A 15,580-nucleotide genomic window follows, 5' to 3' on the forward strand; every position below is an offset into this window, starting at 1 on the left:
ACTTCAACCCAAATTGTTGGGTTCGGCCTCCACCAACTGACCAATATTATTTAACTTGGCCGACCCGTGTTTTGCTTATGCCGACTGAAGATGATCTGGATTTTCCTCCTCAATCTATCGAGAAAAATGGCTATCACTGGGAACGAGCTAAGCTTGACAAAAACAGCTATCAGTGGGTTCGGGAGATGTCGGACGACGAATATCCTTGGGACTTAGAGGATGTTTCACTCGTTGGTACTGACGTGCCGATACGAGCCGTTTCACTCCAATCTCTTGACGGTGAGTGGCAAGTTGAGGCCAGTGAAACCGCCGGGCCTGACTACCACCGACCCGGATTCACAGAACTCATCAGTGCGGAATTTTCCCACTCAACGTCCGACCTTGCTGAGGCTCGAAATATAGTTCACCAGTTTATTAATCAGCTCTCCTAGTGACCCGCTGAACAAGATTTGCTAAATCTGTTTTCGATATCGGATCGATCTCAACACGCGCTCCTTCAGCGGTATAGAAGATCCCTGCAGTCACGTCTCGGTCAGGGAACCACTCGTCCAACACGTGATAGTACACGCTGAGTTGCTTCCGATACTCATCCTCGGCGTGCCGTCCGAGGTCGGTCTTGAAGTCGATGATCTCGACAGTATCGGGACGAATGTGAACGAGGTCGACGATTCCAGAGATGGTGACCTGCTCACCATCCACGGTGAGTGGCAGATACGCGTCCTCTTCGACTCGTAGCTCACCCTCGAGCGAGTCTAGGAACGATTTGATATGACGCTCGTCGTCGTTCGAGGGTTCGACGTCACCCTCCAACACATACCGCTCAGCGAACTCGTGGGTCTGCGTTCCGAACGCTGTCCCTCTCCCGTCATCGACGTCCTCGAACACATCGTCGCGCATGAGCGTGTGTGGCGAGTGTCCGACCGGACTGTCCGGCGTCGGCACAGCAATCTGCAAGTGTGCCTGTGTCGTCTCGCTGATATCGGCTTCCTGAACGTCGGGTTCTAGTTCCTCGAGGTCGACCGGGAGTTCTTCGATGAACGTATTCGGGGATTCACCCGCAGCGAACACGAGGTGGCTCTCAGCCCGCGTCATCGCGACGTAGAGCAAGCGGCGTTCCTCGTCGTACCCACGCGGCAGGCATTTCCGAAGGACGTCGCTCTGCCAGTTGTCGTGAATGTGCGGATACCCGTGGTCGTCGGCGTAGAGCTTCCGCTGGCGGAGCCCAATTGGATCGTCGAACGTGATTGCGTTACTGTTCCCGCCCGACGGTGGGAAGCGATGGGTGTTCATGTTCGTGAGAACGACGATAGGGTGTTCAAGTCCCTTTGCTGCGTGGATGGTCTGGACCGTTACCGAGTTCGTGCCGGCACTCGCGTGGACCTCGTGAGTGCTTCCGTCCTCGATGCCCCGCTCGATGAATCGGATGAGGTCACCTCGTGTCAGCGTCGTCGCGCTGTGGACGGACTGTATCGTCGTCAGCAGCACGTCGGCATACGCCCCGTCGTAGTCGTACTGGGAGAACACGCGCTGGGCAACCCCACCGACCGTCTCCAGTGTTCCAAGCTCCGACTTGAACGTCTGCATGTTGGCGGGGTACGCCTCGGTATCGAGGATGTGTTTGACCTCGTCGAGCGTGTAGCCAGCTTCCTCGAGGACGACCGCCCACCCTCGCTCGGCGTCGGATTCGAGAATTCGCAGCCAAGCCAGCAGAAGCTTCGCCGGGTCAGACCGGAATAACTCGATACCGCCCTCGTACGCCATCGGCAACCCGTACTCCTCGGCGACAGAGAGGAGTTCCCGGCCGAAGTCACGAGTCCGGGTGAGGACGGCAATGTCACCGTACTCAGGGAGGCGAAGTTCGCCGTTCTCTTCGACCTGATACGCGTCGTTCCCGACGATCTCCTGTATCTTGGTCAGGACGGCCTCGTGTTCGTCTTCGTGTTGAATCGCCTCGATGTGGGAGTTCTCGTGGGCGGCGTTCGAGGAGAGCGACACGATGCGGTCTCGGACGGCCGCCTCGTCGACGTCGTCCTTGCTCGCAGCGGGCGTGACTAAGCTGTGCTCGGAGAAGTCGAGGATGGCCTGCGTGGATCGGTAGTTCTCGACGAGCTCGATATCGATGATCGGGCGTGTCGCCCACGAGACTCGCTCGTGGTCCTCGTTGAGTTCGTCGACGAAGCGATCCAGTCGGGACTCGAACTCGGTGATGTTCTCGACGGCGGCGTACTGGAACGAGTAGATGCTCTGTTTCCAGTCGCCGACGACACAGACGTTGTTCGTGTCCGCGAGCAGGAGTGCGAGTTTGAACTGGATCTCGCTGGAGTCCTGGAACTCGTCGATCATCACGTACTCGAAGGCAACGTCGTCGCGGAGTCGGTGGTCGTCACAGAGCAGGACGAACGCGAACAGTTGGAGGAAGCTAAAGTTGAGGTAGTTCCGACTGAGGGCGAACTGCAGGTACTCGTGATAGACGTCGTGGACGAAGTACTTGAGGCCCGCTCGCTGTTCGTCAAACGCTAGTCGTGCGACGGCAGCGGGAACTTGCTTCTCCCCCCATCCGCCACGGATCTCGTCTTCCTCGGGCGCGTCTGGGAGGTAGCATTTGTCGTTCCCGTAGCCTCCGAGTTTCGAGCGCAGTTTGGACTGCTTGTTCCCGTCGTTTCGGGGCTGGTTCAGCTCGTCGAAAATCTCGCGGAACGCATCGAAGTCACCGTCCAGATGCCGCTCGCCATTCCGGTACCAGCCATCAGCCGTCGGGAAGACACCCTTCGCTGCGAGCTGATTGATCAACCCGAGGAGTTCGACTGGTTCCTCGACGGCGCGGAACAAGTCGTCGTACTCGGGATGGTCGTCGCTGAACCGGCGGATGAACTCGTGAAACTGCGCCTTCTCGACGTTTTCATCTTCGAGGACACGTGTGGACCCCGTGATTCGGTCGTCGATGCCGAGGAGCGTCGGTGCCTCGAAGCCGTGTTCCATGAGGATGTCGTGACAGAGACTGTGGAACGTCTGGATCGGCGCGTCAGCGAGTTCACGCATCCCGTAGTCACAGTTGGCGACGATTCGCTCTCTCATCTCCGTCGCCGCGTTGTTGGTGAACGTCACGAGGAGAACGTCCTCCGGCTCGACGTCGCCCTGGTCGACGATCTCCGCGTATCGACGGGTGACGGTGAACGTCTTCCCGGTCCCCGCGCCGGCGTCGACGACGTGGATGCCCTGTGTGCTGTCGATGAGGTCTTGCTGTTGGTCGTTCGGTGCGGTCATCGCGATTCACCCTCCAAGATGCAGTCTCGGTTGTCTACGTACCGATAGTTCGGGTCGCCGCCGAGTCCCTGAACCGGGAAGCGCTCATCACCGGCACGGCGGTCGTTCAACTCCGAAAGGCGATCTCGGACGAACTGCTCGAATGCGTCCACGTCGCCGGTGAAATAGTTCTGGTTGCGAATACGGAGCACGTGTCTCAGGGCCTGCTTACAGCCGTTTTTCACGTACTTGTAGTCGCCAACATCAGCAATCAGTCGGTCAGTGAGCGCTCTGCCGAACTCGGATTCGATGAGTTCGTCACTGTCGCTGGTATCCGGAAACTCGTTCGCCTTCAACACCGCTTGGTAGACCTCGTACGTCGACTTCGAGAAGGTCTTGTTGCAGTCGTTGGCGGCGTCTTCCTGCAGTTCGGTGAAGACAGCTGGACTCGCGATGTACTCCTCGTAGCTGAGTGGGTAGTAGGTGACCGTCGTGAGGCAATCGTCGAGAGACCCATTCCCCGTCACCACGTCGTCAAGTGTCTCGAGGAAGTGGAAGAACGTGAATCGCAGTTCCTCATCCGGGCGCTCAGTGCGCTGGTGAGCGAGATACAGTAATGCCTGGAAGTTCGGTTTGCCGCTCGGTGGATCGAGTGCCGAGTGTTTGACGATGGAGTACGCCGACTTCTTGGATCCGCTCTTGTAGTCGAGAAGTCGGGTCGGGCTGTGAACGAGGTCGATCTTCCCCTTCAGTCCGAGGTCGGTGTTCTCGAACCAACGCTCGGTGTGTGACGTATCGATGGGCTGGTCGTAATACTCGGCGAAAAAGTTCTCCCCCCAACCACTGTCCGGTGTCGTCAAGCCGTCACCCTGAGGCGGGTTTGCATCGAGGAACTCAACGATGGTCTGGAGCCCGACGCGGTACTTGGTGAGTCGGACCTCCCGGTCGACGCCGCGGAGGAACAGGTCAACCTCGTCGAGCATGACTGTGGCGACCTCATCGAGTGTGTCTTTCGTGATGAGGTCTGGATGCGAGACGTAGAGCTCTGCGAAATCGTGGAACAGGTTCCCTTCTCTGAAGTGCTCCTTGTCCGGGTTATCGACGAGTCGGCTGAAGAAGTAGTCGCGTGGAGAGTTGACGTAGGTGTTCAGACTCGACTGGCTGAGCGCAGTGACTTCCTCAGGAGAGACGTCGAGTGGCTCTCTCTCGAACCCGTCCTGCGTTGGTCGAAATGCTCGTGAGTGCTGCAGTGAGTCCAAGTCACTGAATCGGTCGAACTCCTCCTCGAACAGCTCCTCGAAGTACAGACACGGGGTGACGGGTGTCCCACCGGCGGTGTCCTGCACGAGGTAGTACTGGTCGACACCGTTCTGCAGGAGGAGTTGGAACTGACGGATGTTCCGCTCGAATTCCTGGTCGCTGTCGACCCACGGGCGGCGAGGCGACGAATGCGTCCACCCTTCGTCGATGCCGAGGTAGAACACGACGGCGCGGTCGACGTGAGCGGCCGATTTCGCATCGGCCAGCAGGACACCTTCGTTTTCACGGTCAACGGGAACCTCATACGACTGCAGATAGAATTCGAGCCGGTCGACTGCCGGTTCGGTGACGGCATCGTCGAGGATACCGAGGGTCGAGAGTTCGTCTCTGAAGGCGTCGATGGTGGTGTCTGTGACGTCCTCGTATGCGTCGATGGCTTCCTCGAACGTGCTGGAGCGAATCTCATCACGGAACTCGTGGAGCCAGTCTACTTCCGGGCGGTTGAGGTCGAAGAGACGCTTCTCGTCGTGCTCGATATCGATGCGCATCCCGAACTGGGTGAGGAGTGGTCGAACGTCGCCAACTCGCGTATCTCGGCCAGCGTGCGCACTTCTGAGGAGCTGTAAGAAGGCGCGGTGACGTGCATCGTCGGTGAAACCTGGACCACCGTAGTATGGAATATCTGCGGCTTCTAGCGCCGATTCAATGAGCGAGGAGTACTGACTGGCTGCATCGAGGACGACAGCCACGTCGTCGGCGTTCTCCGGTGTGACCGTGTCGAGGACGACGTCGACGATTGCGGCCGGTGAGTCGAGGATTCGGAACGGTGGGTAGTCGAACGACTCCTCGGTGAATGGGTCGATCGTCTCGTAGTCTGGAGGAAGAATCGAGCGTTCGAGTTCGGTGAGCTGCTTGAATCCGACGACGGCTACCGACGTGTCGTCCTCAATACTGTACTCGGTGAGGCGCGTGGACGTCGTGTCCATATCGGCGATGCAGTCGACAGCGGTGTGCGTTGCCGTCGTCGCGAACTGTTCGTAGTCGAGAACAGCCTCAGCCGTCCCCTGGTACTCCCAACACTGGAGGATGTTCCCGACCGCATAGGACGTCTCCTTCCAGTTGAGGTCGGTCGTCTCGATGATTTCGAGAAACGCGAGTCGATCCTCAGCTTGCTCTCGACGTCGGGCCGCCAGGCGACGTGGGGTAATCGCGAACGGTCCGAAGTGGGGTTGGTCGAGACGCCGGTTCAGGGCGCTTGCCATCGGCGCGTCCGGCACGAGCACAAGGTCGAAATCCTTGCATTCCTCGTAGAGAGAATCGATAGACTTCGCTCGTGTAATTGACACGGACTATCGGACTCAGGTAGGTTTCAAAAATGTGTCGTCGGAACAGTCCACTAAGACATTCAGGATGCTCTTGTACCACCGACATTTACGGTTCTATCCTGGTCTGCCGGAGCTAGAATCGCTTGGAAACTCTATCGATTATCGACTACACAGTCCCACTAATCCGTCCTAACTGCTCTGCAACGTCTCAACATCTTCGTCAAACCACGCGACGAGCCACTTGTATTAGATGCTGAAAGATAAAAATGTCGAAAATTAATAAGACCGTTCGCAACTTCGTACACAAGAATTGATGAACTCTTCCAATTCAGTGATGCTCTCGTCGTTTTCACACATCCATTCGATAATCTGTTTACCGTGCTTAACCTTGCTGTATGCTCCTCTTGCCCGTTGTGTGTCGGGGTCGTCGATACGCTCGGTGGCGATACGTTGTTCAATCTTCTTCTTCATATTGTCATATGGAGTCACGAATCCATCAGAGACTGTGAGATTGAACGCTTCGTTGATACCGGGTTCAGAGAGGTAATTCTCTATTGCTCTCTTCTCCAGAATCTTACACTCCTTTCCGAGAGCCTCAGTCTCCTCTTGCAGTTCCTTTGCAGAAGCGTCAACTTCTGCGCCCTCTGATTTCTTCTCACTATCTAAGATAATTGCGAAGTTTCTGTTTATTTTCCGCAATTCTGTTGGGTCACAGTGTGCTATATTGCTTCCTCCAAGATATTGAATAGAAATGTTGTATTCTCCCCAATTATCTATAGTGTGCTTCGCAATCGTCCTGAGTATCTTCGCATCAGAGGGTCCTTCAGTATAGATGACAAAGTCGCTCTGGAGCAAATCACTGTTCCTTGCACCAATTTCGTCAACAGCTACGAATGCGTCTTCGTTGACCCGTCGAAAATTCGTTCTACCATCTGTTCTCTTCGTGACGTAGAGACTTGCAGAGTCTCGGTTGTCAACGAATACTTGTGAGTGAGTCGTAACGAGAACCTGTCCACCCTCAGCCGCAATCGTCCTTAACGCATCCAGCATTTTTCGCTCTGCACCGGGGTGTAAGAAGTTTCCTGGTTCTTCGAACAAGAGACAGTAACCGTCACCCACCTGCATATCAACATATGTTTGCATCATCGACAGTAGGAGCAGGCTTCCTACACCGGATCCTCGCTCGGCAATATCAATGCTATTTGCCAAGTGTTGATCTTTAAGCTTGATTCGAGGTGTAATTGCCTTACCTAAATCAACCTTGCCAGGAATAAGAGAGATATCTTCGACATCATCCATATGAGACTCCATATGGTCTGTCAGCTGCCGGTCAATCCCTTCTGCCATCTCATCCAGTGTTGTTTGAAGTTCTTGGACTTGCTCTCGAACTTCTGGAGATTCCGCTACTCCACTATCTTTTAGTACAGGAATGAGCAGTTTGTTCAGGAAGGTTCCCCCTTTCAGCTTTGTCTGTTCACTCACGTCTCTCTCGGCAAAGATTGGTACAGGTTCTGGGACAAAATTTTCCCATACGTAATCGCGAGATTTTGCCATATACAACTCATTGTCGTCTATAGTGATTGTTCCCTTGACTACTTTTTCTCCGTTAATATAGGTGTCTGCACTTGGGGTAGAACTACCATTTTTCTCAAAGACGCGTTTTATCACGAAGGTTTCTCGGTCGGGGTCGTGATTTTCGGATAACGCATCTCTCAGCTTACAGGGTATTTGTTTGAATTTTCCGATGAACTCTATGTCGTTTTCTGTGTTCTTGTGGAACTGATCTAACGACGGTTTATCACAATCCAAGAACAGATGTGCGGCCTCAAGATATGACGACTTCCCCGCGTCATTCTTCCCAATAAATATGTTCAAGTCGTCAAGACTAAGATCCCCAGAGGCTTGTATTGGCTTGAAATTTCTCGCTTCAAATTTTGATAACTTCATCGTAGACATTATTACGAGAATTGAAATATTTTCGCCACTATTGATTGTGGCGGTATGTATTCAGCTTGCGAAACTTCTATCTCAACGACAACATCCAGATATTCAGACCCACCCGTCTATACTCGCATCCTCGCTAAATGGTCAATCTTCGTTCTTTGTTACAACGTGCTGTGACGAATCAAACTGGAGGTGCTCGCTGCTGTCGAACGTGGCGATGCGACCTCGGAATTCGGGGAGCACGCCGCCTACCACAAGCGCAAGTAGGTGAGATGGAGCTTATCGGCTTTCGCTGGCTGGAAGTTGGGGAGAGTCTAGGTTTCCTGACTCCTCTTTCCTCATAGCCCATATGTAGTTCTGGAATAGATTTTTGCCCTCGGGGGTGAATCTTCTTGCAACTAAACAGAATTTCAAATGGAGAATGAGATAGAAGTTCCTTGGTCAGAGCATACCGTAATCGAGAAGTCAGAACTACTGGATAACCTCTCTGATGCCGGTGAATGGCGTGAAGATAAGATTAAGGCGTCCTCTTTCATCGTTAGCCCAAATTACGGAACCCTGGATTATGATGGCTTCGTGAGTTTTCTTCGAAATAAATTTATGTTCTTTGCGCTGTCAGAAAAAGAGATTCAGGAGTACGATCGTCCTCATCTTGAAGCACAGCAATTATCAGATTACAGAGATGATGCCAAGATGGATGGCAAGTGGGGAGAGTTGATTCTATTTACAATGGTTGAAGGTTTCCTTGACATCCCTATGATGTCGCACAAGCTCGGATGGAAACAGAACCCGACTGACCAAGTAAAGGGATCTGACGGCCTTTTCTTCGGGAAGTACGAGGGTTCCCCAACGTTGGGAATTGGGGAGGCGAAGATGTATACCAACTTGGATGATGGAATAAAGGAGGCCCTTGACAGCACAGACCGATTCCACGGGAAAGATAGCCAACTCCGAAATCAGCACGAATTAACGGTTGCCATGGGTAACCCGAGCGAGAATCTCTCGAAAGAAAAAATCAAACTTCTTTCGTCACTTTTCACAGGAGAATCCCAAGATTACCAAATGCTTCATCCTATCTTCGTTGGATACGAGGATGAGGAGCTAGAAGAATTCCAGACAAAGCCGGTTGAGGACGATCAAGAGCTAGTAGACCGGCTCCAAGATCATATCGAGGATACTGATTTGCTCTCCAAAGTGACCGATTCTCTAGAGGATGATTATAGCCATCTTCGAAAGCACTGGTTGACATTCTTTTTCCTCCCCCTAGAAGATAAAGATCGATTTGTAGAGAACGTCAAAGCGGCTATCTACCCCTGGGCAACGAACCACTAATGTCTACCTACGAAAACGCAGCAGACCTAGAGTTCTTCAATGATTGTCTCAACACGCTGATAAAAGATCTGCTTTACGACGACCTCGGCGTTACTGATTACCGTTGGGATCAGAATTCGGAGAGCGATCTCCAAAAGAGTGCTTGGGTAGCATCACTTCTCGCTTCCAGTGATAAGGAGGAACACCAGTCTAAGGCCCTCGCTTTTGCAATTCTCGCATATATTGAGAAGCGAGGAACCGATGACGAGGAGATGTACGAACGGTACCTCTATATCGTTCTCTCCCGCATCGGCAATCTTCAAACGTTCAACACCGTTCGGCGAGAACAGGCAGATGTCAGCTTCGAGGAGAGGCTCATTTCATCGCTTGACTCTGCGTTGAGTCTGGAACTGAGTTCTGACCTCCAGCAGCACGAACTCGGCGATGGGACTGTGCTGTCTTCCTTCCAGAAGGATATCCTGAATGCGCTTCAGGCAGGGAAGGATATCGCGATATCCGGGCCGACTTCGTCCGGGAAGTCATTCATACTCCGGAAATACATCCAAAGAGAGCTCGAAAGCGAGGATAGCTTCGAGGCAATCTACGTTGTCCCGACTAGAGCGCTCATTGCAGAGGTGAGTGAGAAGCTCTCCAGTCTAAACGACGATTTAGACGGAGAAGAAGAGATTGAGGTCAGAACCGGCGCATATTTCGAGGAAAAGCCGGAGGACCTAGAAACAGATTCGAACTCGTTCTTAGTAGTTACTCCTGAGCGGTGTCTGCGCCTCATCGATGAGGACACTAGGGCGAGAATTGATCCAGATCTGATATTCTTCGACGAGATTCAGAACGTCCAAGACGGGCAGAGAGGTGTCTTATTCGAGGATATCATTCAATTACTTAGCGAATCTTGGCCGGAAACACAAATCGTCGCTGCAGGGCCCTATCTTGAGCAGCCACAGGATACTCTGAGTAATCTGACGAACCGAGAGGTCGTACAGATTAAAACCGCATTTACACCAGTCCTTCAGATGAAGGCGATTATACGGTTCAAGAGAGCAAGCAACCAATCCGGCTCTCGACGGATGGTTGATATTGTCCTCTACAGTCCTTCTGGAGACAAATTAGAGTTCACGATAGCCGAACCGGACGACCTCACGTATACGACGGTCAACAATAGCAAGACCAGAGCACTGACCACCATAATCGATGAATATGGGCAGAATAGCCAGAACCTAGTATATTCCAGTAAAACCAACCTAGCTGAGGATCGAGCCGACGCTATTGCGAATAACCGGAACCGAGAGATAACGTCTGCGAGAATTGATGACCTCACCGAATTCCTGAGGAACACCATCCACGAAGACTATCCACTCATTGACCACCTTCAAAAAGGAGTAGCCTTCCACCACGGTCGAGTACCGAAGATTGCGAGAGAGGAGATAGAAGACCTTTATCGCTCGAAGGTGGGGCTGGACACAATCGTATGTACTTCCACTCTACTGGAGGGGGTGAACCTGCCTGCGGAGAAAATTTTCTTGACCAGTGCATATCGAGGGGACGATGAGCTGTCAGAGCTTGACTTCCAGAACCTCGTCGGGCGGGTCGGTCGCGTTGACTCCCGCTTGTACGGTTCTATCTATTGTGTTGAAGCCGAGGATGACGAATGGGTGGATGAGAAATTGGATAGCGACACGGAAGAATCGGTCACCCCTGCTACCTCACAGGCTACGGACAACCCGAACAAACTCATCACCGCGCTCGGTAGCAACGACCTTCGGCAGCTCAAAGACGCATCGACGCGGTACACGTCGGTTCTCCTTCGCTCTCGGCACCTCAAGTCCGACTACGATGTCGACGAATATCTCTCCAACAAGGGGCTCTCGGACGCAGAGATTTCGTCAGCGAAGGAAGAACTCGATCGGACTCTAGAAGACATTGACATCCCGGAGAAACTGCTGAGGCGGAACCCAACTGTTGATCCCGTGGAGCAGAACACGCTCTACAGGCTGGTGATGAAGAATCCGGAAAGGTGGGTCATTGGCGAGAATACGGCAGAATACAGTTACGATAAGCTCATGCGGATCACTCAGCAGTTGAATCAGGTCTTCAAGTTCACCAAGGATGATGAATACGGAATCGATCCCCCAAACCGAGAAACCAAACATGGAGCACTGGAGCCGATAGTAGTAGTTGCGAATCAGTGGCTTCGGGGAGAGACATACAAGTCCATGATCGATTCTAGGCAAGCAAACGTTGGGGATGAGAACCTGAGTAAGTGTATCAGAACAATCCTCGACCTCGTGAACGACGACGTTCGATTTATTCTGGTGAAGTATTACGGAATGCTGGTCGACATGCTTGAAGAATCGGACTACGAGATGGGTAAATGGGCAAGCAACTTCGACCAGATGTTGGAGATGGGGTCGATGAACTTTGGAGAGCTGCGTCTTATGTCGAAAGGTGTAGACCGGTCGGTCGCGCTGCAATTGAGAATCCCGCCGAACGTCGATGATGTCGAAGATTTCCTTGAAACCCGCCGAGGGAAGCTTCCGGAATTCTTCACTCGACACCTAGAGTCTCAGGGAGTATTATAGGCTGATTGTTGTAGCTCAGTCGACTTGATTCGAAGGTTGCGAGAACAATTTCGTTGCTTCAAAAAGCATAGAATTTGCTGCAGACTCCGTGTAGCTACATACAGTTTATGCACCATAGACATATTCTCACCCAGCTGAGCGTGGGTTACGCAGACTCTCTCGATCAGCCGAACCCATAGATTACGACCTCCAGACGGTATCAACATCTAATTTGGTCTTTCTTAGGAAGGGAGGAGTGGGCTCAAGATTCAAATGCCGCCTCCAACTTCTCATACATCCGCCTACGCCTTGCCTTCCGCTCTTGCTCCCTAGACAAATAGTTCCGAAGCACAACCTCCGTCGACGAACTTCCTTGATCTTCCGCAACCCCCTCCAATCCCTCTAGAACCTCCCCAACAGCTTCCTGATACGCAGAGTACCAGAACCGTCGCCCCATCTTGGGCGTGGGTGTATCCCCATCAACGACCACTCCAGCACTGTCAGCAAGTTGTTTGAACCGACGACGTATAGTACTGACTGACACGTGGCCAGTCGACGACGACCGAGAGGGGAACAGATAGCCGTTCCACGTTTCACGGTCAGCCAGCGCATCAATCCGGTCAGCGACGACGTCGACGCCATACAGCAGCGTCACTTCACCAGGTCCGTTCTTTCGCTCTCCATCACCGAACGACAGATGTGGATCTTCAGCATCCAAGACCACCTGGTCGACGTGCAACGCGGCAACCTCCGAGGGTCGTAATCCCCATCCAGCGAGCGCAACCACGAGTAACTCCGCTTCGGGCGAGTCGACTTCGCTGTAGACTCGACGAACCTGCGACGCCGACAACGCCTGCGGGTCCGGCTCACTGGCTTCCCAGCCGAACTCCTCACTCGCCTCGGCGAGTGGGTTATACTTCGCGTATTTCCGGCGTTTCACGAACGCATACCACGCTCTTGCGACGTGCAGATACTCGAGCTTCGACCGATCTGTCGACAGTTCCTCGTCGAAGACGTCGAGGACGGCGAGACAGCGTTCTATCTCTCGTGGTTGTTGGTCCAACTCGGACAGCGGTTCGAGCAACGCATCAGTCCCATGCAGTTCTCGATAGGTCCGAACCCACTTCGCCAATCTCGTCCGGTGGGTCTCGACGGTACTCTCTGCCCGTCCGCCACGAGTCCGTATCGAGTTGAGGTACACTTCTAGAGCGTTGACAGTATCTTCGTGGTCGACGTTCCACTCCCACTCCCCAGACGCCTCGTCTTCGAGGCCGACGACGTCGACGAAGAACTGCTTGGGTGTGAGGTCGTGGTGTTCGCGCAGCGCGTACGCGATACCACTGTATCCATGTTCGGTGAGCCACCCATAGGTTGGAACGTCGCGGTCCTCGTCGAATCCATCGCGATATCGCTTCGGTGCGATGTCTTGCCAGTAGACGTCGACGAGTTCGTCGAGGCTCATCTGGGACCATTTGTAGCGTTTTTCTCTCGCCTCGTCCTCTGAAGCCTCCTCTTCGACGTCCAAACCCTGGGAGTCCGACTGCTGATTCACGCCTGCTCACCGGGGAGTAACCCGCTCACCGTGCGTGGGGATAATTCTGAATATGCGATTTTCATTACTCACCGACTTTCTCACAATGAGTTAATACTTTGGCTTATGCGAGAGTGGGTCATACACAACCGCAATTAGTAAAATGACGAACTGAGGCGGCAATATACTAATAAATCACATATCGCTATACGAAAGATGGCGAGGATCTGCCACCCACAACCTCGGAGGATGGAAGTGTTGCGTGCCTTCTATTCAAGCACAACAACGGAGAAATAGGCGCAGTCTATCGGTTTTGACTTCATATCACTCAGAAATCCTTTCCACGCTTTCTCACCGTGACGAACTCGGAAATCACGAGACGAGGGCCTAATCAAACACAAACCATGTGAAAATAAGACACGCAACAGAACCCAAACTCCGAAACTCTGGGGCCTTCTACACTCGTGGAAGTTGAGACTACAGGGGGTTTACTAGGGCTGTGATGCGTGAATTTGACCGATTCGGTCAGCGGAAACTGCCCCAGATGGCTCTCCAAGCGGCTATTCTTGTCATAATCCCAATCGTATGGGCGAATTTTCGAGACTTCCAATAGTGTAGCCACTCAGACGGCACGCTAACCCGAATAGAGTTCCTCACTACCCGATTCCAGTCTCCTTCTTCAGCAGCGTCAGCGTGTTGTCCGCTGTAATCACCGGTGAGTGCTCGTACTCCCCAGTCAATTCGACCTGTACGAGCAGATCGACAGCCCGCCAGATTGAGTACAACAGGCAGGCGAATGCGAAGTAAAAGAACCGGAGCCCGAAATCCTTCGACGTCGTCGCCGCGATGAACCGCTTTATCGATCTATAGCCGCTCTCGATTTCCCATCGGTAGCCATACTCCGTAAGGTGTCCGCTCCCCCGGTTCATCATGAACACCGAATACTGCCGGTGGTCGTCGTGCTCGGAGTCCTCTTTCCGCCGGTAGATCAGTGTTGTTTCGTGCCATTCGTTCTTCCCGAGGTGGAGCTTCCGGTCGGTCTCGTATCGGTCTTGGTCACGCCGGAGCAATCGCTTCGCCTGAGCCTTCTCGCTGGTCTGCATCCGCTTGGGAACGACATACGACAGGCCACGCTGGCTGAGCATCTCCAGGACGTGCTGACTGTCGAACTCCCGATCCATCAGCACGTTATCAACGTGTACCATCTCTTCAGCAGAATCCAAGAGGTCCTTGACAATTTCCAAGCGGGACTCCCCCTTCCGAACTGGCCGTGCGTCCAGTACAATCGGAACGGCATTCCCGACTAACTGGACGGTGGCCTACTGGTAGGCGTACTCGTCAGTTTTCTCCTTGGTGCCGATGATTTCGTCTTCGTGGCCCGTTCTATCGCCGGTGAACGGGTCAGCCTCGGTGATATCGATTGCGACGATCCCGGCTCGGAAGAACTCCTCTGTCCCCGCAACTTCGTTCAGGAGCCGAGTGACGGCCTTCTGGTACATTGCTCGAATCTGTTCAATCGAGAGGTCCCGAATCTGCTCCCGATGAGCGTGCCCCAGCGGTGTCCGATCCCGAGTCGACTCGTAGGTGAAGCTACGAGCGCCCTCGTTCGCAGCCAGCCGCTCGCGAAGTCCGAGATATGTCTGCAGGCCCCAGTAGGCGTTCTCGTGGATCTCACAGCCCTCTCCACGGTCCAGAGAGAACGCGGGAAAGACGACACGGCTGACGTGCTTGGAGACTCTATCGGCGTTGTCCAGAATGGCTCGATCGTCTGGAACCGATTCGTCCACGTCATCGCAACGAGCCGGGAGGATCTGCTCCGGTTCGCGGGGGACGGTGACGTCGGCGTTCTGCGCTTTGATGAGGATCGTTCGAGCCGCTTTCTGGACCGTCTCGCGAAACTCATCAGTGAAGCGCGTGTGCCAACTGCGCCAGAGTGTCGATTGGTCAGGCACTGTCTCCAGCCCAAGCCGCTCGCAAAGTTCCGGATGACTTTCGAGGTACTCGTAGAGTGCTGTTTCGTGCTCCCATCCGTGAAGTTCTTTCAGAACGAACACGCGAAACAGGGTGTCCATCTCGTAGTGTGTCGGATCCTCGTAGCAGTCGTGGGCCTCGAATTGGAAGTAGGCCAGCGGAAGTTCGGAGACGAACTGCTCAACAGAGATGTGCTTATGGTGCGTGAACCAAGCTCCTGAGACGATCCGGACATCCGACTCTAATCCGGTAAGTGAGGTGCGGTCGTACAACGGTGTCGAATCGTACGCTGGCCACTCAACGTACGACAGTCGTGCAATTTGTCGAAAGACGGTTCTCCGAGATTCAGTAGTAATGGCCACTACCGGACAATCGTTCTGGCCCCCTCAAGAACACGTCTACATCTAACGAAAAGGCCC

Annotated in this window: 7 protein-coding genes and 1 pseudogene; 3 read left to right on the forward strand and 5 right to left on the reverse strand. The window is 53.6% G+C overall.

Annotation, left to right across the window (positions count from 1 at the left end; genetic code table 11):
- Positions 1-77: 77 nt before the first annotated feature.
- A complete protein-coding gene (locus DEQ67_RS14925) occupies positions 78-431 on the forward strand; it encodes a hypothetical protein (protein ID WP_115891824.1) in 354 nt (117 codons plus the stop codon).
- Here the strand turns inward: DEQ67_RS14925 and DEQ67_RS14930 are convergent.
- The 3 genes from DEQ67_RS14930 to DEQ67_RS14940 all read right to left on the reverse strand — a co-directional run bounded on the left by DEQ67_RS14930 (position 415) and on the right by DEQ67_RS14940 (position 7,775).
- Positions 415-3,264: a UvrD-helicase domain-containing protein gene (locus tag DEQ67_RS14930; protein ID WP_115891823.1), complete on the reverse strand. Its 2,850-nt coding sequence runs from the start codon at positions 3,262-3,264 to the stop codon at positions 415-417. The two genes, DEQ67_RS14925 and DEQ67_RS14930, sit on opposite strands and share 17 nt — an antisense overlap.
- Complete coding sequence (locus DEQ67_RS14935; protein ID WP_199522567.1) at positions 3,261-5,849, reverse strand: PD-(D/E)XK nuclease family protein; 2,589 nt, start codon at positions 5,847-5,849, stop codon at positions 3,261-3,263. The genes DEQ67_RS14930 and DEQ67_RS14935 overlap by 4 nt, the downstream gene beginning before the upstream one ends.
- Before the next feature lie 255 nt (positions 5,850-6,104).
- The gene (locus DEQ67_RS14940) at positions 6,105-7,775 is read right to left on the reverse strand and encodes an ATP-dependent nuclease (protein WP_008610390.1); all 1,671 of its coding nucleotides are present in this window, start codon (positions 7,773-7,775) and stop codon (positions 6,105-6,107) included.
- A gap of 411 nt (positions 7,776-8,186) precedes the next feature.
- On the opposite strand from DEQ67_RS14940, the gene DEQ67_RS14945 reads away from it, so the two are divergent.
- Both DEQ67_RS14945 and DEQ67_RS14950 read left to right on the forward strand, forming a co-directional pair.
- Positions 8,187-9,104, forward strand: a complete 918-nt coding sequence (locus DEQ67_RS14945; RefSeq protein WP_049922093.1) for a HamA C-terminal domain-containing protein — start codon at positions 8,187-8,189, stop codon at positions 9,102-9,104.
- Positions 9,104-11,680, forward strand: coding sequence for a DEAD/DEAH box helicase (locus DEQ67_RS14950; RefSeq protein WP_115891820.1), 2,577 nt, complete (start codon positions 9,104-9,106; stop codon positions 11,678-11,680). Before DEQ67_RS14945 ends, DEQ67_RS14950 begins: the two co-directional genes overlap by 1 nt.
- A gap of 241 nt (positions 11,681-11,921) precedes the next feature.
- Here the strand turns inward: DEQ67_RS14950 and DEQ67_RS14955 are convergent, their stop codons facing one another.
- Complete coding sequence (locus tag DEQ67_RS14955) at positions 11,922-13,121, reverse strand: tyrosine-type recombinase/integrase (RefSeq protein WP_115891873.1); 1,200 nt, start codon at positions 13,119-13,121, stop codon at positions 11,922-11,924.
- Between the two features lie 725 nt (positions 13,122-13,846).
- Positions 13,847-15,523: pseudogene (locus tag DEQ67_RS14960) on the reverse strand (transposase).
- Between the last annotated feature and the right edge of the window lie 57 nt (positions 15,524-15,580).

The organism is Haloferax sp. Atlit-48N (genome assembly GCF_003383015.2).
GTDB classification, from domain to species: Archaea; Halobacteriota; Halobacteria; order Halobacteriales; family Haloferacaceae; genus Haloferax; species Haloferax volcanii.

Coding starts and splice junctions, on each gene's coding strand:
- DEQ67_RS14925 (WP_115891824.1), top strand. CDS start 78: ATGCCGACTGAAGATGATCTGGATTTTCCTCCTCAATCTATCGAGAAA.
- DEQ67_RS14955 (WP_115891873.1), bottom strand. CDS start 13,121: ATGAGCCTCGACGAACTCGTCGACGTCTACTGGCAAGACATCGCACCG.
- DEQ67_RS14945 (WP_049922093.1), top strand. CDS start 8,187: ATGGAGAATGAGATAGAAGTTCCTTGGTCAGAGCATACCGTAATCGAG.
- DEQ67_RS14940 (WP_008610390.1), bottom strand. CDS start 7,775: ATGAAGTTATCAAAATTTGAAGCGAGAAATTTCAAGCCAATACAAGCC.
- DEQ67_RS14930 (WP_115891823.1), bottom strand. CDS start 3,264: ATGACCGCACCGAACGACCAACAGCAAGACCTCATCGACAGCACACAG.
- DEQ67_RS14950 (WP_115891820.1), top strand. CDS start 9,104: ATGTCTACCTACGAAAACGCAGCAGACCTAGAGTTCTTCAATGATTGT.